The organism is Paenibacillus alba, from assembly GCF_013204855.1.
Lineage (GTDB): Bacteria > Bacillota > Bacilli > Paenibacillales > NBRC-103111 > Paenibacillus_E > Paenibacillus_E alba.
Genome location: NZ_JABMKZ010000006.1, coordinates 204,673 through 230,063 on the forward strand (window position 1 = coordinate 204,673; position 25,391 = coordinate 230,063).

A 25,391-nucleotide genomic window follows, 5' to 3' on the forward strand; every position below is an offset into this window, starting at 1 on the left:
ATTAATATTATAACAACGAAGTTAGATGGTTTATATATTGTCGAGCCCGATGTCCATGGTGACAATCGGGGCTTTTTTATGGAAAGTTACAATAGTGCAAAGTTTAAAGAACTAGGTATTGATTTTCTCTTCGTCCAAGACAATCATTCTTTATCGGTGGAAACAGGTGTTTTAAGGGGACTTCACTATCAGTTGAACCCCAAAGCACAGACTAAGCTTGTTCGTGTGGTAGCAGGAGCTATTTATGATGTGGCTGTAGATATTCGTAAAGATTCTTCTACTTTTGGACAATGGGTAGGCGTCATCTTAAGTGAAGCTAATAAGCGTCAGCTTCTAGTTCCACAAGGTTTTGCTCATGGATTTTGTACGGTTGTCCCGAATACACAAGTACTTTACAAGGTAGATGAGTACTACTCGCCTGATCACGATAGGGGCATTCTTTGGAGTGATCCGTCATTAGGGATAGATTGGCCAACTTCTATGCCTATTCTTTCAGAAAAAGATAAGAATCACCCGCTACTCCAAAATGCGGAAATAAACTTTTATAAGTAGAGGTAGCTTCTGTGAAAATAAAAAAAGCTATCATTCCAGCGGCAGGCTTAGGAACAAGATTCCTCCCTGCAACTAAAGCTATGCCTAAAGAAATGCTTCCAATTGTAGATAAGCCAACTATTCAATATATTGTTGAAGAGGCTGTTGCGTCTGGAATAGAAGACATTATTATAGTCACAGGTAGAGGGAAAAGGGCGATTGAGGATCATTTCGATAATTATTATGAATTAGAGCAAAATTTGTTTGACAAAGGAAAGTTCGATCTTCTAAATGAAGTTCAAAAATCATCAAAACTTGTGGATATTCATTATATAAGGCAAAAGGAACCGAAGGGGCTAGGACATGCCATTTGGTGTGCTCGTAAATTTATAGGAGATGAGCCTTTTGCTGTTCTTCTTGGTGATGATATCGTAGTTTCTGAAATACCTTGTTTAAAGCAAATGATTGATCTATTTGGAGATTATAATTCCTCAATCATTGGTGTTAAACAGGTTAGTGATGAAGAACGTTCGAGGTATGGTATTATTGAGGCGGATGAGCTGAGTGAACGGGTTTATAGAGCAACGAAACTATTCGAAAAACCTACTAGCGATGTTACCCAATCCAAGCTTGCTATTATGGGGAGATATATTCTTACTCCCACAATCTTTGATATCTTAGAAACTACTCAAATTGGTCGTGGTGGAGAAATTCAGTTAACCGATGCGATATCTGAATTAAGCCAATCCCAAAGTGTATATGCTTACGATTTTGTTGGGGCAAGGTATGATGTGGGAGAAAAGTTAGGATTTATAAAGACTACTATAGATTTTGCATTACAACGTTCTGACTTGAAAAATGATTTGCTTGAATATATGAAACAAGTTATTGATACCCATTAACAAATAGGGAGTTATACTGACATGAAAATACTTGTAACTGGCGGAGCAGGCTTTATCGGCAGCAATTTCGTACATTATATGCTTGACCGATATCCAAACTATGAAATCATTAATCTCGATGCTCTGACTTACGCGGGAAATTTAGAGAACCTAACATCCATTCAGGAAAATAGCCAGTACACTTTCATAAAAGGTGACATCACAAATGAAGAATTAGTAAGCAGCATTCTCGCTCAGGGAGTCGATAGGGTCGTTCATTTCGCTGCAGAATCCCATGTGGATCGAAGCATCTTAGAGCCGGATATTTTTGTGAAAACTAACGTCCTAGGTACACAAGTTCTACTGGAGGCAGCTAGAAAACATGCTGTAAAGAAATTTGTTCATGTATCCACAGATGAAGTCTACGGCTCACTTGGCGAGACTGGTCTTTTCACAGAAGAAACGCCATTAGCACCGAATAGTCCGTACTCAGCTAGCAAAGCTGGATCTGACCTTTTGGTACGTGCTTATCATGAGACATTTGGACTGCCAATCAATATCACACGTTGTTCCAATAACTACGGACCTTATCAATTTCCTGAGAAGTTAATCCCTTTAATGATTGCGAATGCTTTAAACGATAAGTCTCTCCCTGTTTACGGTGACGGCCTTAATATTAGAGATTGGTTGTATGTTGAGGATCACTGCAGCGCGATTGATCTAGTATTGCATAAAGGTGTTGACGGTGAAGTTTATAACATCGGTGGAAATAACGAAAGAACGAATATTCAAATCATACAAACGATTCTTCGTGAGCTGAATAAACCGGAATCATTGATGCAATTCGTAAAAGATCGTCCAGGGCATGATCGCCGTTATGGGATTGATGCAACGAAGATTACGAATGAGCTTGGATGGAAGCCTAAGCATAATTTTGAAACAGGTATACATGAAACTATTCGTTGGTATTTGGAAAATCAGGATTGGTGGAAACGAATTCAGACGGGTGAGTATCAAAAGTATTTTAATGAACAATATGGCGCACGACTAGGTACTAAATAATGAAAATCTTAGTGACTGGAGCAAACGGCCAGCTAGGGCAAGATGTTGTTAGATTACTTGGAGCTGATCACGAAGTTCATGGTTATGGAAGAGATCAACTAGATATTACGAATGAGAATCAGTGCATGGAGGTCATTACGGCCATAAGACCTGATGTTGTCATTCATAGTGCAGCTTATACAGCGGTTGATCTTGCAGAAACGGAAGTAGAGAAAGCTTACACAGTTAATGCAGATGGAACGAAGAATCTTGTTCTAGCGGCTGAGGCTGTTGGGGCGAAGTTCTGCTATATTAGCACGGACTATGTTTTTGACGGTACATCTGTTACCCCCAATAAAGAAGATGATCTGACTAACCCCCAAAGTGTTTACGGAAAGTCCAAAAGAGCCGGTGAACAGCATGTAGAATCGCTGTCTTCGAAGTATTTTATCGTGAGAACTTCTTGGGTTTATGGCATTTATGGGGCTAACTTTGTAAAAACAATGTTGAATCTGGCGAAGACTAGGGATTCATTGAAAGTTGTTAGTGATCAGTTCGGGTCACCGACTTATACGGTCGATCTTGCTTTGTTTCTGGGACAGCTTGTGGAAACGGAGAAGTATGGAATTTATCATGCCTCTAACTCTGGGGTTTGTTCGTGGTATGATTTTGCATGCGCTATTTTTGAAGAGAGTGGTTCGAAGGTAACGGTTGATCCTTGCTCGACGGAAGAATTTCCACGGCCAGCTCCCAGACCAAGAAATTCGGCTATGGCACATGGAGCGATTCTTGCTAATGGGTTTGAGGACTTGCAGCCTTGGCGGGAAGGACTTAAAGCATTTTTGAAGGAGCTAGGTGAGTGTAAGGATGAAACCGGTTAGTGTTCACATTGTTACATACAATAGCTCCGAACATATCGACGATTGTTTGCAAGCGGTACTAAATCAATCCTACCCAGTTAAAGATATCGTTGTGATCGATAATGCTTCTAAGGATAGTACGCTAGCCAAATTAGAAAAATGGTCTGAAAAGTGCACCACTATTTGTAATGCCATTAATAATGGATTTGCCGGTGGTCATAACCAGGCTATTCGAATGACGAATTCGGATTATTGTCTTATTTTGAATCCTGATGTGGTTCTGGATCCAGACTATATTCGGAGAACTATCGAGATATTGACTGCAAATGGGCGAGCTGGCGCTGCCACAGGAAAACTACTTTTCAAAGCAGATCCAACCCAAATAGATAGCACAGGTCTCATCATTAACAAAGCACGCAGGGCCTTTGACCGCGGAGCTCATCAGACGAGCGATCAGTTTATGCTGTCAGACGAAGTTTTCGGCGTGTCAGGAGCCGCGGCGATGTACGCTCGCGAAATGATTAATGACATTAGTTTAAATGGCGAGTTTTTTGATGAGGATTTTTTTGCGTATAAGGAAGATGTGGATGTGGCTTGGCGGGCGCAGTTGCTAGGTTGGAAGGCTTACTATGAATCTTCTGCAATCGCTTATCACGAAAGAGGCTGGAAGGAAGGCGGACGGAGCAGCAGGCCGCTTTTTGTTAGACGTTTATCCTATATTAATCGATATAAAATGATGATGAAGAATGATAAGCCTTCAATGATGCTGAAGCATATCATTCCACTGTTGGTCTATGAGTGTCTCAGCTTTGGTTTTGTCCTCTTACGGGAGCCCAAGCTGTTGGGAGCATGGTCAAGTTTTTTTAGTACATATAGAATCCTTCGCCAAAAGCGAGCTATGATTCGAGATAAGCAAAAAGTAACAGCCTCAGAGTTCATTCGATGGTTTGGGAAATAAGAAAGGCACATACCCAGAATGATTTGGTAGGTGCCTTTACTCTATTTTGCTCTTCTCAAGTATAGCTTCGGCAAGCCATTCCTTGAACTCATCTTTTTCGGAGGGATGCTGAAAACTAGTTTCAATATATTCGAGATCAATATCTTCATAATAAATAAGCAATAAGCGGTAGCCCCATTCTCGATCTTCTCCTGACTTCCAATGAACAGCAGATCGAAGTCGATCAAGGATAATGTCCTCAATACCTATGACATAGACTTTCTTATTTTCGTCTAAGGGTAGTTCAGTAACTTTATTATAGTCACCAGTTAGGAAATTACTTGGGATTTCAATAGATATGCCAATAGTAGTATGAATCCAATCTTTACCGATCTTATGAAAATCTAAATCTTTTAAAATTTCATCTGCTATTTCATATCCATCCATGACAAAGTCGGTATCTTGCGTAGTGTAACCGCTTTGGGAATAGATTTCAACAGCTAATCCACCTACAATAATGGGTTTAATTTGATGTTCTGCTAGTAATTCTGTAAATATAGCTGCTGAATAAATGAGACGTTCGAATTTCGTTTTATCTTTTAAAGCATAAATGGCTTTCTTAGCCTCGGATATACTTGGCAATCGTCAACACCCGACTTTCCTTATCGTAAATAATTGATCCTTCTTGAACAGCTTTGCGATATTGGGATCGGGCAAGATAATTAAGTGCTTTAATTTCATCAGGATCTCTGGGTTTCATTCGTTTCATTGTCCAGCCTTGGTCTCTGGTTTTTGCGCGAAAGACGTTAACTGCGTAATCTACATCTGGACGCCCTTCAGCAATCTTGGATTCTAGATCGCTTAGTGAGATTTTTCGCATGGAGACACCCCCAGTTCTTATTCTAATTATATCCTAGAAAAATTGTATTTAACATACAGTAATGACTATAAACCTTATTCCGATTAAATTAACGGAAAATAATTAAAATTTCACCTCATTAATTCGTCCATGCTATAATCAAAGTAACGAAATCAATTTAAATGAGGTTTTCAAGTGGATTTAAGTATTATTGTACTAAATTATAAAACACGCGATCTAACGTTAGCTTGTATACAATCTGTTTTCTCGTCGTCTACATCTTACAATTTCGAAATCATCCTAATCGACAACGCATCCAACGACGGCATCATTCAAGCCATCAACGAGCAATATCCGCAGGTTGTCACTATCGCCAACACAGACAACGTCGGCTTCTCCAAAGCCAACAACCAAGGCATCCAAGTCGCCAAAGGACGCTACGTCCTGCTTTTGAACTCCGATACCATCGTACAACCGGATACGCTGGACACGATGGTCCATTTCATGGACGAGAACCCATCTGTGGGAGCCAGCGGCTGCAAAATCGTCCTACCAGACGGTTCATTAGACAAAGCCTGCAAAAGAGGCTTCCCGACGCCCTCAGCATCCTTCTACTATGCGTTTGGCTTCTCGAAGTTATTTCCTAAGAAGCCGCGTTTCAATCAATACCAGTTGGGATACTTGAATCCGGATGATGAATATCCCATCGACTCCCTCGTTGGAGCTTTCATGTTGATTCGCCGCGAAGCGATTGAGCAGGTGGGCATGCTGGATGAGGAATTTTTTATGTATGGTGAGGATATAGATTGGTGTTATAGAATTAAACAAGCGGGCTGGGTGAATTATTACTACCCTCGCACTCACATTGTTCATTACAAAGGCGCAAGCAGTCGTAGGAAGCCTTTTAAGATCATATATGAATTCCATAGGGCAATGATCCTGTTTCACAATAAACATTATCGGCACAAATATTCCTGGCTGACAAATGCAATCGTCTACTCAGGTGTAGGTTTGAAATTTGCTTTATCTTTAGCACGAAATAAACTACGTTCAGCGAGGTGATGTCCATTGATTCGACAGAGTCAAGGTTTCTTGACCCAACTTTATGCACTGGCCGATTTCATATGTATTCAGCTCGTGTTTTTGCTTTCCTGGTGGCTTAAGTTCAGAAGCGGATGGATTCCATTCGATGCTCCCCTGCCATTTAAGCACTATTTGATGTGGAGCGCTAGCTATGCGGTCATTGCCATTTTGATCAGTTATATGGTGAACTTTTATACGCCCAAAAGAAAAAAGCAGTTTTCCTTCGAGGTTTTGAAAATCATTCAAGTGCATGTTATTAGTTTATTATTGCTCTTAAGTGTGTTATTTATTTTAAAAGAAGTCGACGTATCCCGTTCTTATCTGTTCTTGTTTCTTGTTAACAATATTCTTTTCATCAGCTTTTACCGTTATATGATCAAAGTTTCACTGAAGCGCGCCAGGCAAAAAGGCTATAACAAGCAGTTTATTCTAATTCTCGGAGCAGGATCACTGGGCCGTCAGTTCTACACAAAGCTAAGACAGCATCCAGAGTTAGGGTATGAAGTAATAGGTTTCCTTGATGATTATCAGGAGAAACACGATGTGACTTACCAGAGCTATAAGCCAATTATCGGCAAAATTGACGATCTTGAGTCCATCCTGAATGATCTCATCATCGATGAAGTAATTATCGCTCTCCCGCTAGATGCACATCGCAAGTTCGGCAGTATTATTAATGTGTGTGAGAAGATTGGTGTCAAAACTTTAATTATTCCGGACTTTTATGACTTCTTGCCGTCCCGGCCTTATTTTGATAATTTTGCGGATATGCCGCTAATTAATGTGCGTGATATTCCATTGGATGAATTCAGGAATCGGCTGTTTAAGCGGGCTTTTGATATTATTTTCGCCTCTGTGGCGATTATTGTTACGATGCCTGTGATGATTGCATCCGTTATTGCCATTAAATTGACTTCTCCTGGGCCGATTATTTTCAAGCAGGAGCGCGTGGGACTCAATCGCAGACGTTTTATGATGTATAAGTTTCGCAGCATGAATGTACTCGCAGAGAGTGCCTCGAACACAGAATGGACGGTTGAAAATGACCCGCGGCGGACGAAGGTAGGTACGTTTCTCCGCAAGACGAGTTTGGATGAGCTGCCGCAGTTTTTTAATGTGCTGTTTGGGCATATGAGTGTTGTTGGGCCAAGGCCGGAGCGGCCGTATTTCGTGGAACAATTCAAGGAAGAAGTTCCGAAGTACATGGTGAAACATCATATTCGGCCTGGTATTACAGGTTGGGCGCAAAGCAACGGACTCCGCGGAGATACTTCGATCGAAGAACGCATCAAGCATGATATTTTCTACATTGAAAATTGGACTTTTTTATTCGATATTAAAATTATTTGGAGAACGGTCATTAATGGTTTTATAAATAAAAATGCCTATTAAAAATTTTTTTCCAACAACCGCATGATTCGCCAACATCTTCCCCATACTATTGCATATACTGAATGAGTGCGGGGAGGTTATGTTTATGATCGATCATGAAGACGCTTACCAAGAGGATCACTTGTCCATCGGCAAAGGTTTAATTGTGGGTGTTGTCTTCGGCTCCCTCATATGGGCGGTTATTATCGCCGGAATTGTGTATATGTGGTAATGGGTTGCTCATAAATGAGAGGGACTGTAAGGGCTTTTTAAGGCTCTTTTACAGTCTCTTTTTCTGTTCATATGGCATACGTTAGTGAAGAGGTGATATGACAAATGAAGGTGATGTCCACTAAGCTGGAAGGGCTGCTGATCATTGAACCAGATGTTCATGGCGATCATCGCGGTTTTTTTATGGAGAGCTATCATCGTGCAAAAATGGCGGAACAAGGGATCGATATCGTGTTTGTCCAAGACAACCACTCACTTTCTAAAGAAGCAGGGGTACTGCGTGGGCTGCACTATCAGTTAAATCCGAAAGCGCAAACGAAGCTCATCAGGGTCGTCTCGGGGGCGATTTATGATGTGGCTGTTGACATTCGTTCAAGCTCTCCGACATTTGGTCAGTGGGTTGGGGTTGAGCTTAGCGAGTCCAACAAGCGTCAGTTGCTCGTTCCGCAGGGGTTCGCTCATGGTTTTTGTACGATTGTGCCTCATACACAAGTATTGTACAAGGTAGATGAGTATTACTCTCCGGAAAATGATCGGGGCGTTCTCTGGAACGATTCGGCAATCGGGATTGATTGGCCGGCAGCGAACCCAATTTTATCGGAAAAGGATGGAAAACACCCGCTTCTGAAGGATGCAGAGATTAATTTCTAGCATGGATTTAATTTCATTTGTCGAAAGAGATACTTTTTGAGTGAAATCTAAGTTATAATGAAAGAAGAAAACTTCTTATGACTTGGAGGTTATGCCATGGCTGAAATGACAGATCGTGAGTTCCTAAGCGCTATGCTCGGAAGGATCAATGAGATAGGTGCAGATGTGAAGGCCATCAAAGATCGGGTAGACAGCATGGATCGGCGGATGGGCAATTTGGAAGACCGGATGGGTAATCTAGAGAATCGAATGGGCAAGTTAGAAGATACAGTACAAGAGATCAAACAAGTCCAAATTCAACAAAGTGAGCAAATCGCTGGCATTGCGGTGACGATGATGGAACATGCTGCGAGCATTCGTACACTCAAATTAGTCAAATAAAGAGTAAGATTAGAATAACTAATCTTGCTCTTTTTTCTGTAAAACAAAGAAAGAGGCATCACTGGCTAGTTACTGCCGCTGACGCCTCTTTTTTTAAGAGATAGGAACTGATGATTTAGCAGGTTTTAATTTCATTGCGTTTTTGAGTCCTGTAACAAGCTGTTTTTCAGCCAGTCTATATACCGTATAGCATAAGGGCACTGTCAAGAAGACAACAATTAGATCTGTGAGCAGGAAACCAAGGTATTCTGAGATATGAGTTACTACACTCAATTTCATTATGATCGAAATAAACAATAGATGCGTAAGCAAGATCGTGTAGGAAGCATTTCCTAATTTGTTCAAGTGCTGTACCCAGTAAGGCAACCGGAACTGTTCAGGAACGGATGAAGCGCCCAACAGCACAAGTACAGCAGGAATGATATAGAAAAGGTAATTATGATAGGTAGTAAGATTGTACATATTATTCACCCAAATGGAGAAAAAGCCAAGTATTCCTAAAATAATTAGCATTTTATAATGTTTGGTTCTACGATGCTCTACCCATTTGGCCAGCAGGCAGCCTGCAAAAAATTCCAAATTAACCTCGCTAAAGAGAAAGTTTAAATACACATGACGATCCAAGTCGGCACCAATGATGGGTGCACGCAATACATGGCAGATTGTTAATAGCACCCATAGGCTAACAAAAAGATTAGCAGGCTTTTTTCCAACTGCCATAAGAATGCTGAAAACCAGATAGAAGAGAACAAAGTAACTTAATGACCAAGCAACGGGCAGAACAGGCCCATGTGTTTGGGGGAGAAGCAGAAGTGATTTAATGATGGTATCTTTGTAGGTTTCATAGCCGTACCCAAAACTTGGCACTAAAAAATAGACCGGTAAAACGGTGAGTGTAATTAACCAGTAAAATGGATAAATACGGATGAGCCGACTCGTTAAAAAGGGAATAACGGTCATTTTGGTTCCAATTTTTTGACCATATGTATGATAAAGAAGAAAGCCTGTTAGTACGAAGAAGAAATCAACACCACCTGATCGTCCAATCCCACTGATGCCTAGAAAGTCGTAGTGAAAGTACTTGAATGACATAGCTGATGTATGGAACAGCATAACAAAAAAGGCTGCTGCACCTCTTGAAGCCTGAATGACAGTTCTTTGATTAGTATTCAATCATAATTCCTCCAGATTAGGTATGGTGATCCTATAAACCATCATGCCAGAATAATGTGAATAAATTATGTACCCAATCTGAAGGGCTCCTTAAATGTTAATGATTCCGTTACTACCTTTTTCTCGTCCAAGCCCCAACTCGTCTGCATAATCGTCCAAGTCCCCTCATATGCATGTACTATGTTGATGTTAATCATGAGTGAGGGGATGATCGAATGCGCCGGGTCACATGGATGGTAGCCGTGGTAATGTGCTTAGCATTGGTTCTCGCAGGATGCGGGATGGGCAAGAAAGATGCAGGATCTATCGTAAAGGATTTGGATCATGTGATCAGTAAAGCGAACAGCTATCAGGCTTCAGGAAGTATGATATTGAACACAGGAACACAGCCACAGGAGTATCAAGTGGAGGTGGCGTTCTCGCCGGATCATTTCTACAGGATTTCGCTTACTAATGCGTCTAAAGATGTCACACAGATTGTACTCCGCAACGAGGAAGGCGTGTTTGTATTGACGCCGCATTTGAAGAAGAGCTTCCGCTTCCAAAGCGATTGGCCGGAGAATCAGGGGCAAGTGTATTTGTTCCAATCTTTGGCGAAAAGTATAATCGCAGATAAAGATCGTCAATTTACAACGGACAATGACACGTATGTGTTCGATGTAGCGGCGAATTATCAAAATGAGCAGCTGTCCCGCCAAAAAATTTGGCTGAATAAGAAAACTTTAGCACCTAAGCAAGTTCAAGTTTCAGATGCGAACCAAAATGTGATGGTACAGGTGAATTTCACTAATTTCCAATTCGATGCCAAATTCGATAAGGATTTCTTCCAAATGGAGCGCAACATGACGAGCTGGAATATGCAAACTATGCCGACGATGGCCAATGCAGCGGACGCCACTCATCCCGCGACAGGCGATAAATCGGTAACTGACAAGAATTTGTCAGCAACAGGCGGCCAATCCGATCAAGCAACGGGCCAAGCCCAGGATGGCCAGAAGGCTGTTGCGGGCAAAGGCACAGATGCGACGAAGTCAAATGCCGCGGCAAGCAAACCGCAAAGCATCGGTATTATTGAGCCATCCTATCTGCCCAAAGATGTCGTGAAGCAAGATATTACGGATATGAAGCTTGGCGAGGATGCGGCCGTTCTTTTGAGATATAAAGGGAAATATAGTTTTAGTATCGTCGAAGTCAGACCGCAAGCTAAATCGGTTTCCTTGCAGCCAGGGGATATCGTTGATCTTGGATTCACGATTGGTGTGATCACAGGAGATGCGAAGAAGACGCTCACTTGGACGAACGATGGGGTTGAGTTCCGCTTATCGACAGGTGATCTGCCGACGAATGAAATGATTAAGGTCGCTATGGCGACTGAGGGGCAGTCTGGGAAGTAAATTTGTGGTAAATATAAGAGGGAAGCACTGCTTGAAAAGAGCAGATGTTTTCCTTTTTTAATGAATGAGAACAAGAAGATTTAACCAACTCCCCCTATTGGGAGTTTTTTTGTTATAATGTAATTTTGAGTAAACCGGTATTGGAGTGTCTTTGATGAAAAAAACAACTGAATTAACGTGGGAAGAACAAGTGCAATTCTGGCAAGATGAGTTAGAGTTGTTCAACAACGAATTGACGAATGAAGGTAAATTAAAACAAGAAACGATTCAGAAGCATTTGCGCAACATCGATTTCCTGACGACGGAGTTTTTCATTCGTTATGAATTTGATTACGAGTCGTTAACGGGTGAAGCGATTGTAGAATTCTTGGGCTATTTCTATATCAGTAAAATGATGAATAGCTCAAAATCTGATATTATCGGCTATCTGCCGTCTATCAAAAAGTGGGCGCAATTCCTTAAGCAAAACGGAAGAATATCACCAAACCAATGTGCAGAAGTGCTGGAGGTTTGCAAACATAAGGCCTACTTTACGGATCGATTTGACCAATATATGGGTGCTCATAGTGATGCAGCGCTATCCAAATGGTTGCGTTCAAATGATATTTCGGCTTATTTAAAGCGAGAAGCAGTAAGCTCCCCAGTTAAGCTGCAATTAGTGAAACCTATCGCAGTTAACCAAAAGCTGCTCGGGCTTTGGACGGATGGAACTATTGCAGTTCCCAAAATTGTTAGTGATTTTCAAGCTTTTTTGGCAATGCTGCAAACGACGAAAAACGCGAAGTTAACGACAGCCCGCAAGCATTTGCCGCGGAGTTTCTGGAAAGAGCTTGATGAAGAGCTGAATTGGCAGCTGTTCTACAAACCGACACTGAATCAAGATCAGATGCCGTTGTTTCAGTTTTTTTTCTATGTGGCGGTGGAACTCGGGTTGCTAGATGATAGCAAGCAGAAAGCTTCGGCAACTCACCAACTTTCAAGTTATTTGGCTCTAACAGAGCAAGAGCAGACGGCTGTTCTCTTGGATACACTTTGGAACAAAGTGCAGTGGGTGAATTTGCAAGAAACGAATGAAGCGGGTAGTCCTAAATGCCAGACAGGCAGAAAAGGGATCGCAAGTGTTTTGGCAGACTGGGCAGTAGGTCAGGATCAGGATGTCAACAAAGAGTGGAAACGGCACACAAGTTCCGGCAAAATCGTTGAGGTCGGCACTGATTTGTTCTTGATGTGTCTGGTGTCTATTTTGACACGTTTTGATTTGCTTACAGCGACGTTTCCGGCTGAATCGGAAATTAAGTACGCATTTCAAAGAACACCGATTGTGATGGCAACAACGGAGGCAGGCAATCGGGTGTTCCGTCATTTTGCTGGAAAAGAAGCCACAGAATCGAAGAAAACGCCCCTCATTGGAAGCCTTCCTCTGGCTGTAGCGCCTCAGGCTATCCCTGTTACAAACAAAATCGGCCGGAATGATCCATGCCCGTGCGGTAGCGGGAAGAAATACAAGAAGTGCTGTCTGTAATCAGCTGAAAGCAAGGTTGACAGTTTTTTGTGATTCGGATTAACATAGGTTTATTAGTTTGACCGGTATGAAATGAGGGAGGGGGGAGTCCTGCTCGGAAGGAGCGGGTCTTCCCTTGTCCTTTGCATTTGGAAAAAAGAGGTGAACGCTGATGGATGCTTTTTATCGTCCTACGTGGGTTGAAATTTCCTTGGATGCTCTGCGAAGCAACATTGAAGGTTTTCAGAAGGTACTGCCGACAGGCATGAAACAGATGGCAGTCGTTAAAGCGGATGCATACGGACACGGGGCTGTTGAAGTATCCAAAGAGGTTATCGCGGCTGGTGTGGCTTACTTAGGCGTGGCGTTTTTTGATGAAGCGCTCGAGCTAAGGAATGCCGGTATTACAGCGCCGATTCTGGTTCTAGGCTACACGCCGCCAGAAGGGGTTGAGAGAGCGCGTGAGCTGGATGTAACGATCGCTGTGTATAGCCGCGATGTGCTTAAGGAATTGCAAGCTCAGCAGAATCAGAAAAAGCTTAAAATTCATATAAAGCTGGATACCGGCATGGGTCGACTTGGCCTGCATACGGAAGCAGATGCAATTCCTTTCATAGAGGAAGCGTTGACACTGCCGAATGTACAGGTTGAAGGGTTGTTCACGCATTACGCGAATGCGGATGAAGTGGATAAAACCTATACGTTAGAGCAATACCGCCGTTTTGAGCGGATTGTGAGTTATTTTACGGATAAAGGTGTGGAGTTTCCATTTATCCATGCAGGCAACAGTGCAGCAGCGATTGATTTGCCGGGGTTGACGTATTCTATGGTGCGGCTGGGGATCTCGATGTATGGGTTGTATCCTTCGGAAGATGTTGATCAAGCGAAAATAGCGTTGAAACCTGTGCTGAGTCTCAAAACGGGAATTGTTCACCTGAAAACGCTGCCCCCGGGCTCTGGAGTTAGCTACGGAACGATTTATCATACCGAGGGTGATGAACAAATCGGGACACTGCCCATCGGATATGCGGATGGATTTTCGCGCATGCTTTCGGGCAAAGCAGAGGTTCTGGTTCGGGGCAAGAGAGTGCCCGTTGTTGGGAGAATCTGTATGGATCAGTGTATGATTAATGTCACGGATGTTCCTGACGTGAAGGCGCTTGATGAGGTCGTGCTGATCGGGGAGCAAGAGGGAGATCGCATTACGGTTGAAGATGTGGCGCGTCAACTGGGTACGATTAATTATGAAGTTATTTGTATGATTTCGCATCGGGTCGCTCGTGTGTATGTGCGCGGCGGAGAACGTGTGGATGCTCTTAATCCTCTTATGCGTCATCGCTATTAAAAGGTTCTATAAGGCATCAATAATTTACCATGTAAAATTTATCGCTCATTTAAAGGGATTTTGGAATAAGGTCACGAAATACTACGTGTAAGAATCTTATATCCAGTGATGTAACATATTTGATATACTGGTTGCATATATCTGTTGTATAAATTGGTTTTCAAGATGACATACTGGTAATATTGTCTTTGTATCGTTTCTGGGGGTGCGAGAGTGTGAGCAATGCGCATAATACGAAAAGGATCATGATTAGTTTGCCTGACAATCTGCTGCAGGAAGTGGACGGGATTGTCGAAAAGGAGAATTCCAATCGCAGCGAATTTATTCGTCAGGCAATGAAGCTGTATTTAATTGAACGCAAAAAGCGCAGTCTACGCGAATCCATGCAGCGTGGGTATATGGAGATGGCAAAAATAAATCTCAGCATGGCATCTGAAGCTTTTCAAGCGGAGGAAGAAGCGGACGATACGCTTGATCGCTTAGTAAGCGGGGTGTAAGCAGTGATTGTGAAACGTGGCGATGTATTTTTCGCAGATCTTTCGCCGGTAGTAGGGTCGGAGCAGGGAGGAGTTCGTCCTGTTCTCGTGATCCAAAATGATATCGGCAACCGCTTTAGCCCAACCGTGATTGTTGCAGCGATTACAGCTCAAATCCAAAAGGCTAAGCTTCCCACGCATGTGGAAATCGATGCGGAGACGCACGGTTTCGATCGAGATTCGGTGATTCTGCTTGAACAAATCAGAACGATCGATAAGCAACGGCTTACGGACAAAATTACGCATTTGGACGAAGAAACGATGCGGAAGGTTGACGACGCTTTGCAAATTAGTGTGGGACTGATAGAATTTTGAATAAGATCTGGGACGGACGAGGGCGATAGATTCCCTCGTTTTTTGGTTTGTACATACATAGGAAAAGAAGTGGGGAATGACAGTGACTTTGTTGGGTGTGATGAATAGTAAAATGTTCCACGCGGCTGGTGATGCTTCGGGGAGTACGGTAAGTGCAGAAGAGACCCCCAAAAGCAAGGATGTAAAGAACAAATACGAAGAAGACGCCAAGGAGAAGCTGGTCCTCTCTGAAGAAAAGAAAAATGAGATTCGGGAACGAATCCTGAAGCAAATCTCTGCTGAATTGCAGCTTCCTGCTGGCAAAGTGAAAACGACAATGGAACTGCTCGATGAGGGAAATACAATTCCTTTTATCGCTCGTTACCGGAAAGAGATGACCGGTGAGCTGGATGAAAATCAACTAAGGGATATCGAAGATCGCTTGCAGTACTTGCGCAACCTTGAGGATCGTAAGATTGAGGTTGTCCGTTTGATCGACGAGCAGGGCAAGCTGACAGATGAACTGCGCAAATCGATTGAAGGTGCTGCGAAGCTGCAGGAAATCGAAGATTTGTACAGACCTTACCGTCAAAAGCGTAAGACAAGAGCTAGTGTTGCCAAAGAACGCGGCTTGGAGCCTTTAGCGGAGTGGATTTGGAAACAGCCTCGTCAAGGTTCGCTGGAGCAAGAAGCGCAGCGTTATGTGAACGAGGAAAAGCAGGTAGGAAGCGCAGCGGACGCGATTCAAGGCGCTATGGATATCCTGGCGGAGAATATCGCGGATGATGCAAAGATTCGGGCTTGGGTACGCAGGTATACGCAAGATCAGGGGATTATGCGAACAGAAGCGAAGGATGCCAAGCTGGAGTCTGTGTATGAGATGTACTATGCGTACCAGGAGCCTGTCAAACGTCTGCCTCCACACCGTATTCTTGCGATTAATCGCGGGGAGCGGGAGGAAGTTCTGAAGGTTGGCTTGGATGTTACGGTTGATAAGATTCATGACTATATGTCGCGGCAAGTTATTAAAGGGCAATCGGTCGTGCAGGATGTGCTTCGTGCTGTCGTTGAAGATGCTTATAAAAGATTGCTGGCGCCCTCCATTGAACGCGAAGTTCGCGGAGAAATGACGGAGATGGGCGAGGAGCAAGCGATTAAGATTTTCGCGGAAAATCTGCGGAATCTGCTGCTCCAAGCACCAGTCAAAGGGCATGTAGTGCTCGGGGTCGATCCAGCTTTCCGGACAGGCTGTAAGCTGGCCGTCATTGACGACACCGGTAAAATGCTTGAAATCGCCGTAACCTACCCAACGCCACCGAATAATAAAGTGGCGGAGGCGAAGGCGAAGTTCAAGCAGTTGATCAGCAAGCACGGTGTGGAGCTGATCGTGATTGGGAATGGAACGGCTTCCCGTGAAACGGAGCAGTTTGTAGCGGAGCTGATAGGCGAGATCAAGGAGCAGAAGCTCAAGTACTTGATCGTGAACGAAGCGGGGGCGAGTGTGTACTCCGCGTCGAAGCTGGCGCAGACGGAGTTCCCGGAGCTCGATGTCGCGGAGCGCAGCGCGATCTCCATCGCACGGAGGCTGCAAGACCCGCTCGCGGAGCTTGTAAAAATCGAGCCGAAAGCGATCGGCGTCGGGCAGTACCAGCATGACGTTTCGCAGAAACGTCTGGACGAGAACTTGAAGGCCGTCGTTGAGTCGGCCGTTAACCATGTTGGCGTGGACCTCAACACAGCGTCCCCGTCACTGCTCTCGTACGTGTCGGGCGTGAACGCGACACTGGCTAAGAACATCGTCAAGTATCGCGAGGAGAATGGCAAGTTCAGCTCCCGCAAGGAGCTGGCGAAGGTTCCGCGCCTCGGCGCGAAAACCTTCGAGCAGTGCGTCGGGTTCATGCGCATCGCGGGCGGGCGGAACCCGCTCGACAACACCCCGATCCATCCGGAGTCTTACGACGTGGTGGATCGGCTGTTCAAGGAGCTGCGCCTGGAGTTGGCGCAGCTGGGCTCTCAGCAGCTGCTAGCGCTGCTGCAGACGCTGGAGCCAGAGGAGCTGGCTCCGAAGCTGGGCGTTGGTGTCCCGACGATGCGGGACATCTTAGACAGCCTGCAGCGGCCTGGGCGAGATCCGCGGGAAGAAGTTCCCGCGCCGATCTTCCGCACCGATGTGCTGCAGTTGGAAGACCTTGCGCCGGGCATGGAGTTGACCGGCACGGTGCGCAATGTTATCGACTTCGGTGCCTTTGTCGATATCGGCATCAAGAACGATGGGCTGGTGCACATCTCCCAGCTCAAAAACGGCTTCGTGAAACACCCGATGGATGTAGTCTCTGTCGGAGACATAGTCCAGGTCTGGGTACTCAGCGTCGACGAGAAGAAGGGTCGCGTTAGCTTGACCATGAAAAAACCTCAGCAAGCATAAACATTAAACAGTTGGCAGCGGAATGCTTCCAGCTGTTTTTTTATTGTTGAAAGGGAGAGGTCCGCGCTGAGGAGGAACTATGATCCTCTATGTATTGAGAAATGGGCACAAAAGTTGATCAAGCGGAACTGGAGTACGCTATTGGAGGGAATTCAGGCTTGTGGGGGTGAAAAGTAACCAAATAGCGTACTACAGTTCTCTTTGGGCACCCAATCCAACAATTCTAGTACAAATAACGTATCCTAGTTCCCTAATAGGCCGGCTACTAGGAAATTAGCCCACGATCCATTCTTCAGCCAGCACTCAGCTCCACATCATCCTCCCGTAAGCTAGTCAATCCACAATTCCACATCATCCTCCCGTAAGCTAGTCAATCCACAATTCCACATCATCCTCCCGTAAGCTAGTCAATCCACAATTCCACATCATCCTCCCGTAAGCTAGTCAATCCACAACTCCACATCATCCTCCCGTAAGCTAGTCAATCCACAACTCCACATCATCCTCTCGTAAGCTAGTTAATCCACAACTCCACATCATCCTCCCGTAAGCTAGTCGTACCACAACTCCACATCATCCTCCCGTAAGCTAGTCGTTCCGAAACTCCACATCACCCTCTCGTAAGCTAGTCAATCCGCCTCTCCACATCATCCTCTCGTAAGCTAGTCGTACCACAACTCCACATCATCCTCTCGTAAACTAGTCAATCCACAACTCCACATCACCCTCTCGTAAATTAGTCGTGCCGCAGCCCCACATCACCCTCTCGTAAGCTAGTCGTACCACAACTCCACATCATCCTCTCGTAAACTAGTCAATCCACAACTCCACATCACCCTCTCGTAAGTTAGTCAATCCGCAGCTCCACATCACCCTCTCGTAAGTTAGTCAATCCGTAGCTCCACATCATCCTCTCGTAAGTTAGTCGTGCCACAGCTCCACATCATCCTCTCAATCAGTCCAACTGCCTATCTCAAGGCCACCCAATCACCAAACCACCACCACTACTTCTGACCTGAGCCCGCCTCGTTCACCGAGTAAGCCATTATTTTCCGCTGGCCGGCGACAAGAGAAAGGATGCCTTCCATGGCAAAATGTTTAAGCCAATCGGCTGCGATACGAATACTTACGTTGCATTCTGCCGCGACATCCAATAGATGGATTGTCCCGTTGCGACGCTGGGCTAGTTGAAGCACAAGCTGTTTCCGCAGCTCCCACAAGTCTGATTGGAAGCTGGCAGAGCTAGAGCCAGGCTGCTTCTGTACGTTTGAATGCTTCTTCATGTGCAGCGGAATGACATTGCTTCCATGAACAAAAGGAGGCATCTGCTGCATGAATAATTTTCGTTTTTGTTCTAACGTCATGGAATTAGTCTCCTGCAATTTTCTTAGCCAATTTCTAGGTTTCCTGTGAATAACAATCGCCTCCTTTTGATAAAAAACAAAAAAAGCACACCGAACCGCAGAATCATTCTGCTGGCTCGAGTGTGCTTCACTCAATTAACAATTACATTAATTTACAGTATAGAGGGCTCATTTCAAATATGCAACTATTTTTTAACAAATGTTTACTTTCTTTGATGTTTGCAAAGCATCCGCCACGCAAATACCCGCTTTTTATCAAAGTTTACGTTTGCCCGGTCCGTCCGTCGATTGGGTGTCAGGCCACTCCTCTTGTGAGCGGCGGGTGCGGTAAAAGTACCAGCTATCATTCAGTAATCGGATTTGTCTGCGGTTTTTGTTCTGGAAGGCCCGCATTAATTGATTACAGAGCCATTGCGGCATATGCCCATCCCCTTCCTTGCCATGTACTTCTAGCATATGAAGGTTCAATCCGCCCGGTGCAGGTCCCTTAGATTTGCTTTACTTTTTTGCCTTTTAATTTTTATTGCCTTTCCCGAAAAGATAAGGTGCCCCAGCTTGGAACTCCGGCTCCATCAGGATCGTGATCTTGAGTGCTGTCGTGCCTGCAGCAATAGCCTACTGGGTTCAGTAGGCTGTTTTTACTTTAACCTTCCGCTTCCTCTTCATACCACTGCTCCAGTTGAGCTTGCAGCGCACGGATTTCGGTCAATAAAGAGATGAGCGGGTACGATTTCTCCTGAATACCTGCGAAGGTTTGTTCCAAGCCATTAATGTAATCAAGTCCTGGAATTAAGGTGTGAGCAGCGCCAACCAACTCCAAATCATCGCATTCTGCAATCACACGTGGAAGCTGAGGGACGTGGTCAGCCGTTAATTTGTCTAATTCTTTGTGTAATCTTTGATTAAGGGCAGTCAATTGATAAGCATAGGAAGAGGGCATTTCGACGAATTGCAATTGTTGTTCGAGCTTGAGAATGACATATCGCATTTGTGGCATAAGGTTGTTCCAATCCTTTCTGTGGCGAGCTGACGATCTTCTTTTCTACTTGACAGTATAGCGGTACATACGGTACAAATTCAAGTGAGAACTTGTCAAAGGAGTGCACAGACATGGAGGATCAGGAATTGCAGCAATGGATCGAGCAGATCTCTCTGGCATCGTTTGGAAGGCCGTTTGTCCATAAGGCGCGGTTTAATCGGAGATTGCGGTCAACGGGAGGGCGTTATTTTACCAAATCCCATGATATCGAAATCAGTTGGATGCAGTGGGAAACATTTGGCCGAGATGAGATTGAGAAAATTATTAAGCATGAACTTTGCCATTATCATTTACATATATTGAAGCGAGGCTATCAGCATAAGGATCATGATTTCAAAACCTTGCTGGCGCAGGTCGGAGGCACCCGCTTCTGTCGTTCACTGCCGCGTCCCCCGCAGAAGCAAGCTTTTAAATACAGGCTGGAGTGCGTCAACTGTAAAACGGAATATTTTCGCAAGCGCAAGATGGATGTCCGGAAATACGCCTGCGGCAACTGCAAAGGGAAGTTGAAATCGTATACACTTGACTTACAGCCGCCTTCATAATAAAATAATACTTGTTCCATATTCCCTGATAGCTCAGTTGGTAGAGCACTCGACTGTTAATCGAGTTGTCACAGGTTCGAGTCCTGTTCGGGGAGCCATATTTCAAGGAGAGATACCCAAGTGGCTATAAGGGGACCCTCTGCTAAGGGGTTAGACTGCGTAAGTGGTGCGAGGGTTCGAATCCCTCTCTCTCCGTCCAATAATTAGCTAATGATAAGCTCAATGGCATTCATGCCGTTGGGCTTATTTTTATTAGGCAAATACATGCATTTCTAACACTTGTTTAACATCTATCAAACGATTTTCTTTTATAGTAAACATTACATCATATAAGGGGGATCTACTTTGGCTAAATTACTATCCATTCGAGTGCGTCTGATTTTATTAGTGTTAGTTCCTTCCATTCTTTATTTAGGTACGAGTATTTATCTACTCCAGCAAAGCAAGTCCCATACGGAAGTATTGGCTTCCTCTTTGTATGAGACAACGGATAAGAGCACGTCGCTTATCTTGAATGCCGATCGTGATATGTATCAGGCATTAACGGCTTATCAATTATTAGTTTCAGGTACACTGAATGCTGAAGACAAAACCAAACAACTCAAAGTGCTGGCGGAAAATATTGAACAAACGAATACAAGGGTTGGCCAAGCTCATGATATTTTGAAAGCGAAGGGTTTGCTTCAAGTCGCTCATATGGAGACCAAAGCAACGATTGATCAGAACGTGGATGGCTTTCAAACATCTTTTGACCAGTGGGTGAAGGAGGCGAATGCCGTTGTACAATCGGGAGCTGTTGGCAAGGGTGTCATTAATGATGCCAAGCTGACAGCTACGTTCGAAAAAGGCCGTGAGGGTATGAATCAAATCGGCGAGATTTTAGATGATTACGCCAAGACGAGTATCGAAGAAATCCAGTCCAAAATTAAAAAAACGGAACAAGCTGTCTATATCTCGATTGCACTGCTTATCCTTGTACTCACGATTTCGGGTGGGATTGTGATTAGTATGATTATGAGAACGGTTAAAGCCATCATGCTGGTAACCAGTCAAGTTGCTGCGGGAGATCTTCGCCATGAGGCTAAGACCAAATATGCCAAGGATGAGCTTGGGAAAATTACGGAGTCGGTCGACACGATGGTTCTGAAAATAAAAGGGTTGATTGGTACGATTGCTCATAACACACAGTTCGTTCAGGACGCCTCTGTTGAGCTTTCGGATAGTTCCAAGGAATCAGCGTCGGCTGCTGAGCATGTAGCAACCAACATCCAAGAAATGACGCATGATGTGGAAGCCCAAGCAAGAAGCAGCCAAGAAACGAGCAGAGCCATCGAGGAGATGGCGATTGGGATTCAACGAGTTGCTGAGAATTCAAGCGTGATGGCGGATCATTCCTCGCTCACTTCTAAGCATGCCACACTGGGCAATGACTTGCTTAGCAAGCTTCAACAGCAAATTGCAAATATGCTTGCATCCGTGGAGCAACTTTCCCAAACGGTGCTTTCCTTAACGCGTAAGTCCGATCAAATCGGGCTAATTGCCTCGAGCATTACGACGTTTGCTAATCAAACGAATCTGTTGTCGCTGAATGCTTCTATTGAGGCGGCCAGAGCTGGTGAGCATGGCAAAGGGTTCAACGTTGTAGCCAATGAAATTCGCAAATTGGCAGCACAGTCGATTGAATCGGCAGATGGCATTAATCAGCTCATTCATGAGACGAGAGTCGAGATCACTAGTGTCTCTGATTCCATGAATGCGACAAAGCAAGAAGCGATATCGGGTTCTACGATGATGCAGGAAGTGAACCAAAGCTTTCATACCATCATGGCTTCTGTCACGCAGATTGTAACTCAAATTCATGAAACATCCGCGATTACAGAGCAAATGTCGGCGAGCTCTGAGGAGATTTCGGCTACGATGGATCAATCGGCTTCCAGTACAACCCATATTCTTATGAAATCCCAGAACGTTGCCGCGGCAACGGAACAACAGTTAGCGATGATGCAGAATATCGCTGCTGCCTCCGAGCAGCTTCGCTCCGTCGTGAATACGCTTAACGAGTCTGTTGCTTATTTCAAAATCGCATAGGAGCTAATATCGAAAAGGCACATGCTGGGTTAAATGCAGCATGTGCCTTTCGTTCGCTAGAACCAACGCTTGCGCTTAAAGAAGTACCACATGCATACACCAATGAGGATCATCAGAATCCACACGTACAAGTACCCGTAGTTCCATTGCAGCTCGGGGATGTCTTTGAAATTCATGCCATATAAGCCAACGATAAAGGTTAGCGGGAGAAAAATCGTGCTAAAGATCGTTAATGTCTTCATAATCTCATTCATCCGGTCCGACTTCATGCTCATTTGGAGCTCCAGAAGTCCAGTTAGCGATTCCCGAAAGATGTCTAAAGAATCCACGACGCGAGAAATATGGTCCATAATATCTAAGAAATACACATCGTCATCTTCTCGCGTATAGGGGAAAGAATGATGGGCGATAGCTGACAGCGTAATTCTTTCCTCCGCGATAACGCGCCGCAGCTGATGCATGGATCTTTTGAGCTGGAATATATCCTGTGCGATTCGGATGCTTGGGTTGAGATACACAGCCTGTTCCATATGGTCCAAGCGTTCATCAAGATGGTCAACAACGGCCGAATAATCATCGACACAGCGATCAAGAATCGCATGGAGAATAGACCCGGGATGACTTAACCGTTCCTCGAGCTCTTGGCAGTTTTGATAAAGCTGATCCAGAAAGGGGAGAGCGTCCTTGTAGACGGTTATGACGAAGTTAGCTCCGATGACGATCCCAATTTCGCGCGGCTCCAGCTCCTCGGAAACGGCGAAGAAGGTAAGGAAAATATGATCCTTATAGGTATCCATCTTCGGTCTTTGATTTAATTTAATCGCGTCCTCGATCAGCAGAGGGTGGCATTTATAGAGGTCCCCAAGGACATGTTTAATTTCGTCAGGCGAGGAATTCTCCATACGTACCCAAGCGACTTCATCTTTCTGGGGGACGCGTACGGCTTCCTCACGGACCGTGCCATGAGTAGATTCATAAATGAGCATGAAGGACAAGCACCTCGCGTAGATGGAATGGTCTCAGCATACCATAAGTGGCTTGTGATGTTCCAGATTTTGTGCTTGTCAACTTAGGAAGAATCCATTATAATAACAATTGTCGTCAAAATGGGCTGCATTAGCTTCATGACAATCGTGGCCCGTTGGTCAAGTGGTTAAGACACCTCCCTTTCACGGAGGTAACAGGGGTTCGAGTCCCCTACGGGTCATTTTCTTCATACCTCGCGGTCGTGGTGGAACGGCAGACACACCATCTTGAGGGGGTGGCGCTCACAAGGCGTGCGGGTTCAAATCCCGCCGACCGCATCCCGTAAGGCTTTACAGGGTTAAATTTGATAGTGTGGCTAGTTAACTGCACATGAGTAAACCACTTTCCTTTCAGAACATCACAATTCTGATTAGGGAGTGGTTTTTTTGTTGAATAGGTTAGATGACCTTGAGGGAGCCCCCAGTTTAGCAATTAAGAGTCTCTATGAGCTCCTATTTGCCAAAAAAGGGGCAGTTTTTCACGAATAGAAGTCTTTGAGGACTCTTATCGTCGGTCAAACACGCAAGAACTCCCTCAGATGAAGCGATAAGCGTCTCTAGGAGCTCTTATTTGCACAAAAAGCAGCACTTATTCAGAATTAGGAGCCTTTGGAGACTCTTATCCGGAGGCAGAACCGCCGCGCACCCCAAGATGTGAAAACAAAACAAGGAGCTGCCAAGTAGATCTATCTACTTTTGGGACAGCTCTTTTTTTATTGCGTAAATGTCGAAAAATGCCGATGAATCCAATATAATGGAAGTATCAATGATGAGTGAGGCAGAGCAATGGATGAAATATGGTTGAAAAGCGCTAAATTTCTGATCATAGATGATCAGGAATTCAATATTACCTTGCTGGAGCGGATTCTTCGTCACGCGGGTTTTTCTAATCTAGTAAGTACGATGGAGCCGAAGCAAATGGAAGCTCTCTATCAGGAACATCAACCGGATATTATATTGCTAGATTTACATATGCCAGAGATGGACGGATATAGAGCCTTGGAAGTTTTAAAAGGACTCAAAAGGGAAGGCGACTATTTGCCGGTTCTTATTCTGACGGCGGATGTTACGCAGGAAGCGAAGAAAAGAGTTCTTCATGAGGGCGCCAATGATTTTATTACTAAGCCTTTTGACAGAACGGAAGTTGTGCTGCGTATCCAAAATTTATTAAGAACGAGATATTATCATCTCCAGTTGCAGGATCAAAATCAACATTTGGAAAAAAGAGTGAAAGAACGCACCAAAGAGCTTAAGCAAGCTAAGTTTGAAATTCTCCAAGTACTGGGGCGTACCTCGGAATACCGCGACGATGCAACGGGTCAGCATACACAGCGTGTCGCGCAATTAGCAGGACAAATTGCTGCTGCTCTTGAATTACCTGAGCATGAAGTAGAACTCATTGAGCTTGCCACTCCCTTTCATGATATCGGGAAGATTGGCATCCCGGATGACATTTTATTGAAGCCAGGCAGGTTTACACCGGATGAGTTTGAACAAATGAAAATGCACACCAAGATTGGAGCAAATATTCTGGAAGGAAGCTTATTCCCGGTTCTGAATTTAGCGAGAACGATCGCTTTAACCCACCATGAGAAGTGGGATGGTACGGGCTATCCGAACGGGTTAAGCGGAGAAGAGATTCCTCTGGCTGGCAGGATCGTGGCTATTGCGGACTTTTTTGATGCGTTAACACATGTACGTCCTTATAAGCGAGCTTGGACTCGAGAAGAAGCATTGGATGAAATAAGGCAGCAGAGCGGGAGCCATTTTGATCCTCGTGTTGTTGATGCTTTCATGGGTGTTGTACAAATGAACGATAAACGATAAGCGAAGATA

General features: G+C 44.5%; 26 protein-coding genes and 4 tRNA genes. 23 read left to right on the forward strand and 7 right to left on the reverse strand.

The window, feature by feature from the left end; all coding sequences use genetic code 11:
* Genes rfbC (HQN90_RS11130) through HQN90_RS11150 form a run of 5 tightly spaced genes read left to right on the forward strand, consistent with a single transcriptional unit; the run spans nt 1 to nt 4,271 of the window.
* The gene (gene rfbC, locus HQN90_RS11130; RefSeq protein WP_173218464.1) at nt 1-552 is read left to right on the forward strand and encodes a dTDP-4-dehydrorhamnose 3,5-epimerase; all 552 of its coding nucleotides are present in this window, start codon (nt 1-3) and stop codon (nt 550-552) included.
* An 11-nt stretch (nt 553-563) separates the two neighbouring features.
* Nucleotides 564-1,433 (forward strand): UTP--glucose-1-phosphate uridylyltransferase GalU, encoded by an 870-nt coding sequence (gene galU / locus HQN90_RS11135; RefSeq protein ID WP_173218201.1) that lies wholly within the window; start codon nt 564-566, stop codon nt 1,431-1,433.
* Between the two features lie 21 nt (nt 1,434-1,454).
* Nucleotides 1,455-2,474: a dTDP-glucose 4,6-dehydratase gene (gene rfbB / locus HQN90_RS11140; RefSeq protein WP_173218203.1), complete on the forward strand. Its 1,020-nt coding sequence runs from the start codon at nt 1,455-1,457 to the stop codon at nt 2,472-2,474.
* Nucleotides 2,474-3,334, forward strand: coding sequence for a dTDP-4-dehydrorhamnose reductase (gene rfbD / locus HQN90_RS11145; protein ID WP_173218205.1), 861 nt, complete (start codon nt 2,474-2,476; stop codon nt 3,332-3,334). The genes rfbB and rfbD overlap by 1 nt, the downstream gene beginning before the upstream one ends.
* Nucleotides 3,321-4,271, forward strand: a complete 951-nt coding sequence (locus tag HQN90_RS11150) for a glycosyltransferase family 2 protein (RefSeq protein ID WP_173218207.1) — start codon at nt 3,321-3,323, stop codon at nt 4,269-4,271. The genes rfbD and HQN90_RS11150 overlap by 14 nt, the downstream gene beginning before the upstream one ends.
* A 36-nt stretch (nt 4,272-4,307) precedes the next feature.
* Here the strand turns inward: HQN90_RS11150 and HQN90_RS11155 are convergent, their stop codons facing one another.
* Together HQN90_RS11155 and HQN90_RS11160 are read right to left on the reverse strand one after the other, a co-directional pair.
* The gene (locus tag HQN90_RS11155; RefSeq protein WP_173218209.1) at nt 4,308-4,892 is read right to left on the reverse strand and encodes a hypothetical protein; all 585 of its coding nucleotides are present in this window, start codon (nt 4,890-4,892) and stop codon (nt 4,308-4,310) included.
* The gene (locus HQN90_RS11160; RefSeq protein WP_173218211.1) at nt 4,870-5,130 is read right to left on the reverse strand and encodes a hypothetical protein; all 261 of its coding nucleotides are present in this window, start codon (nt 5,128-5,130) and stop codon (nt 4,870-4,872) included. Before HQN90_RS11160 ends, HQN90_RS11155 begins: the two co-directional genes overlap by 23 nt.
* A gap of 174 nt (nt 5,131-5,304) precedes the next feature.
* Between HQN90_RS11160 and HQN90_RS11165 the strand changes: the two genes are divergently transcribed.
* From HQN90_RS11165 to HQN90_RS11180, 5 genes are all read left to right on the forward strand, one after another.
* A complete protein-coding gene (locus HQN90_RS11165) occupies nt 5,305-6,171 on the forward strand; it encodes a glycosyltransferase (protein ID WP_173218213.1) in 867 nt (288 codons plus the stop codon).
* Between the two features lie 6 nt (nt 6,172-6,177).
* On the forward strand, nt 6,178-7,584 hold the full coding sequence (locus HQN90_RS11170; RefSeq protein ID WP_173218215.1) for an undecaprenyl-phosphate glucose phosphotransferase: 1,407 nt from the start codon (nt 6,178-6,180) through the stop codon (nt 7,582-7,584).
* Nucleotides 7,585-7,669: 85 nt separating this feature from the next.
* Nucleotides 7,670-7,795 (forward strand): hypothetical protein, encoded by a 126-nt coding sequence (locus tag HQN90_RS39310; RefSeq protein WP_275942563.1) that lies wholly within the window; start codon nt 7,670-7,672, stop codon nt 7,793-7,795.
* A 104-nt stretch (nt 7,796-7,899) separates the two neighbouring features.
* Complete coding sequence (gene rfbC / locus HQN90_RS11175) at nt 7,900-8,445, forward strand: dTDP-4-dehydrorhamnose 3,5-epimerase (RefSeq protein WP_173218217.1); 546 nt, start codon at nt 7,900-7,902, stop codon at nt 8,443-8,445.
* Nucleotides 8,446-8,541: 96 nt separating this feature from the next.
* Nucleotides 8,542-8,826, forward strand: coding sequence for a hypothetical protein (locus HQN90_RS11180; protein ID WP_173218219.1), 285 nt, complete (start codon nt 8,542-8,544; stop codon nt 8,824-8,826).
* Between the two features lie 93 nt (nt 8,827-8,919).
* On the opposite strand, the gene HQN90_RS11185 is transcribed toward HQN90_RS11180, so the two are convergent.
* The gene (locus HQN90_RS11185) at nt 8,920-9,999 is read right to left on the reverse strand and encodes an acyltransferase family protein (protein ID WP_173218221.1); all 1,080 of its coding nucleotides are present in this window, start codon (nt 9,997-9,999) and stop codon (nt 8,920-8,922) included.
* Between the two features lie 215 nt (nt 10,000-10,214).
* Here HQN90_RS11185 and HQN90_RS11190 point away from each other — a divergent pair, with 215 nt between their 5' ends.
* The 6 genes from HQN90_RS11190 (at nt 10,215) to HQN90_RS11215 (ending at nt 17,494) form a co-directional block, all read left to right on the forward strand.
* Nucleotides 10,215-11,393 carry an outer membrane lipoprotein-sorting protein gene (locus HQN90_RS11190; protein WP_173218223.1) on the forward strand — a complete coding sequence of 393 codons (1,179 nt, stop codon included), beginning with the start codon at nt 10,215-10,217 and terminating at the stop codon, nt 11,391-11,393.
* Nucleotides 11,394-11,547: 154 nt separating this feature from the next.
* Nucleotides 11,548-12,915: a YecA family protein gene (locus tag HQN90_RS38630; RefSeq protein ID WP_246362219.1), complete on the forward strand. Its 1,368-nt coding sequence runs from the start codon at nt 11,548-11,550 to the stop codon at nt 12,913-12,915.
* Nucleotides 12,916-13,066: 151 nt separating this feature from the next.
* A complete protein-coding gene (alr, locus tag HQN90_RS11200) occupies nt 13,067-14,239 on the forward strand; it encodes an alanine racemase (protein ID WP_173218225.1) in 1,173 nt (390 codons plus the stop codon).
* A 215-nt stretch (nt 14,240-14,454) separates the two neighbouring features.
* Nucleotides 14,455-14,736: a CopG family ribbon-helix-helix protein gene (locus HQN90_RS39315; protein ID WP_326072266.1), complete on the forward strand. Its 282-nt coding sequence runs from the start codon at nt 14,455-14,457 to the stop codon at nt 14,734-14,736.
* A gap of 3 nt (nt 14,737-14,739) precedes the next feature.
* Nucleotides 14,740-15,090, forward strand: coding sequence for a type II toxin-antitoxin system PemK/MazF family toxin (locus tag HQN90_RS11210; protein WP_028553893.1), 351 nt, complete (start codon nt 14,740-14,742; stop codon nt 15,088-15,090).
* A 76-nt stretch (nt 15,091-15,166) separates the two neighbouring features.
* Complete coding sequence (locus HQN90_RS11215) at nt 15,167-17,494, forward strand: Tex family protein (RefSeq protein ID WP_246362221.1); 2,328 nt, start codon at nt 15,167-15,169, stop codon at nt 17,492-17,494.
* A 1,004-nt stretch (nt 17,495-18,498) separates the two neighbouring features.
* On the opposite strand, the gene HQN90_RS11220 is transcribed toward HQN90_RS11215, so the two are convergent.
* From HQN90_RS11220 to HQN90_RS11230, 3 genes are all read right to left on the reverse strand, one after another.
* Complete coding sequence (locus tag HQN90_RS11220; RefSeq protein WP_173218227.1) at nt 18,499-18,858, reverse strand: hypothetical protein; 360 nt, start codon at nt 18,856-18,858, stop codon at nt 18,499-18,501.
* Between the two features lie 255 nt (nt 18,859-19,113).
* Nucleotides 19,114-19,278 (reverse strand): cortex morphogenetic protein CmpA, encoded by a 165-nt coding sequence (gene cmpA / locus HQN90_RS11225; protein WP_144028447.1) that lies wholly within the window; start codon nt 19,276-19,278, stop codon nt 19,114-19,116.
* 223 nt (nt 19,279-19,501) lie between these two features.
* Nucleotides 19,502-19,855 carry a hydrolase/acyltransferase gene (locus HQN90_RS11230; protein ID WP_173218229.1) on the reverse strand — a complete coding sequence of 118 codons (354 nt, stop codon included), beginning with the start codon at nt 19,853-19,855 and terminating at the stop codon, nt 19,502-19,504.
* Nucleotides 19,856-19,968: 113 nt separating this feature from the next.
* On the opposite strand from HQN90_RS11230, the gene HQN90_RS11235 reads away from it, so the two are divergent.
* The 4 genes from HQN90_RS11235 to HQN90_RS11250 all read left to right on the forward strand — a co-directional run bounded on the left by HQN90_RS11235 (nt 19,969) and on the right by HQN90_RS11250 (nt 22,530).
* A complete protein-coding gene (locus HQN90_RS11235; protein ID WP_173218231.1) occupies nt 19,969-20,442 on the forward strand; it encodes a SprT family protein in 474 nt (157 codons plus the stop codon).
* A gap of 22 nt (nt 20,443-20,464) precedes the next feature.
* A tRNA-Asn gene (locus HQN90_RS11240) sits at nt 20,465-20,540 on the forward strand.
* A gap of 8 nt (nt 20,541-20,548) precedes the next feature.
* Nucleotides 20,549-20,637 (forward strand) — tRNA-Ser (locus HQN90_RS11245).
* Nucleotides 20,638-20,787: 150 nt separating this feature from the next.
* The gene (locus HQN90_RS11250) at nt 20,788-22,530 is read left to right on the forward strand and encodes a methyl-accepting chemotaxis protein (protein ID WP_173218233.1); all 1,743 of its coding nucleotides are present in this window, start codon (nt 20,788-20,790) and stop codon (nt 22,528-22,530) included.
* A gap of 56 nt (nt 22,531-22,586) precedes the next feature.
* Here HQN90_RS11250 and corA read toward each other — a convergent pair whose 3' ends face one another.
* Nucleotides 22,587-23,516 carry a magnesium/cobalt transporter CorA gene (corA, locus tag HQN90_RS11255; protein WP_173218235.1) on the reverse strand — a complete coding sequence of 310 codons (930 nt, stop codon included), beginning with the start codon at nt 23,514-23,516 and terminating at the stop codon, nt 22,587-22,589.
* A gap of 149 nt (nt 23,517-23,665) precedes the next feature.
* Between corA and HQN90_RS11260 the strand changes: the two genes are divergently transcribed.
* From HQN90_RS11260 to HQN90_RS11270, 3 genes are all read left to right on the forward strand, one after another.
* A tRNA-Glu gene (locus tag HQN90_RS11260) sits at nt 23,666-23,737 on the forward strand.
* A gap of 15 nt (nt 23,738-23,752) precedes the next feature.
* A tRNA-Leu gene (locus HQN90_RS11265) sits at nt 23,753-23,834 on the forward strand.
* Nucleotides 23,835-24,341: 507 nt separating this feature from the next.
* A complete protein-coding gene (locus HQN90_RS11270) occupies nt 24,342-25,382 on the forward strand; it encodes an HD-GYP domain-containing protein (RefSeq protein ID WP_173218237.1) in 1,041 nt (346 codons plus the stop codon).
* The last annotated feature ends 9 nt before the right edge of the window (nt 25,383-25,391 follow it).

Excerpts from the sequence above, each read along its gene's own strand:
- HQN90_RS11235 (WP_173218231.1), top strand. The coding sequence starts at position 19,969 with ATGGAGGATCAGGAATTGCAGCAATGGATCGAGCAGATCTCTCTGGCA.
- HQN90_RS38630 (WP_246362219.1), top strand. The coding sequence starts at position 11,548 with ATGAAAAAAACAACTGAATTAACGTGGGAAGAACAAGTGCAATTCTGG.
- HQN90_RS11215 (WP_246362221.1), top strand. The coding sequence starts at position 15,167 with ATGACAGTGACTTTGTTGGGTGTGATGAATAGTAAAATGTTCCACGCG.
- HQN90_RS11230 (WP_173218229.1), bottom strand. The coding sequence starts at position 19,855 with ATGCCACAAATGCGATATGTCATTCTCAAGCTCGAACAACAATTGCAA.
- HQN90_RS11190 (WP_173218223.1), top strand. The coding sequence starts at position 10,215 with ATGCGCCGGGTCACATGGATGGTAGCCGTGGTAATGTGCTTAGCATTG.
- HQN90_RS11160 (WP_173218211.1), bottom strand. The coding sequence starts at position 5,130 with ATGCGAAAAATCTCACTAAGCGATCTAGAATCCAAGATTGCTGAAGGG.
- cmpA (WP_144028447.1), bottom strand. The coding sequence starts at position 19,278 with ATGCCGCAATGGCTCTGTAATCAATTAATGCGGGCCTTCCAGAACAAA.
- alr (WP_173218225.1), top strand. The coding sequence starts at position 13,067 with ATGGATGCTTTTTATCGTCCTACGTGGGTTGAAATTTCCTTGGATGCT.
- rfbB (WP_173218203.1), top strand. The coding sequence starts at position 1,455 with ATGAAAATACTTGTAACTGGCGGAGCAGGCTTTATCGGCAGCAATTTC.
- HQN90_RS11270 (WP_173218237.1), top strand. The coding sequence starts at position 24,342 with ATGGATGAAATATGGTTGAAAAGCGCTAAATTTCTGATCATAGATGAT.
- HQN90_RS11220 (WP_173218227.1), bottom strand. The coding sequence starts at position 18,858 with ATGACGTTAGAACAAAAACGAAAATTATTCATGCAGCAGATGCCTCCT.
- HQN90_RS39310 (WP_275942563.1), top strand. The coding sequence starts at position 7,670 with ATGATCGATCATGAAGACGCTTACCAAGAGGATCACTTGTCCATCGGC.
- corA (WP_173218235.1), bottom strand. The coding sequence starts at position 23,516 with ATGCTCATTTATGAATCTACTCATGGCACGGTCCGTGAGGAAGCCGTA.
- rfbC (WP_173218217.1), top strand. The coding sequence starts at position 7,900 with ATGAAGGTGATGTCCACTAAGCTGGAAGGGCTGCTGATCATTGAACCA.
- HQN90_RS11150 (WP_173218207.1), top strand. The coding sequence starts at position 3,321 with ATGAAACCGGTTAGTGTTCACATTGTTACATACAATAGCTCCGAACAT.
- rfbD (WP_173218205.1), top strand. The coding sequence starts at position 2,474 with ATGAAAATCTTAGTGACTGGAGCAAACGGCCAGCTAGGGCAAGATGTT.
- HQN90_RS11180 (WP_173218219.1), top strand. The coding sequence starts at position 8,542 with ATGGCTGAAATGACAGATCGTGAGTTCCTAAGCGCTATGCTCGGAAGG.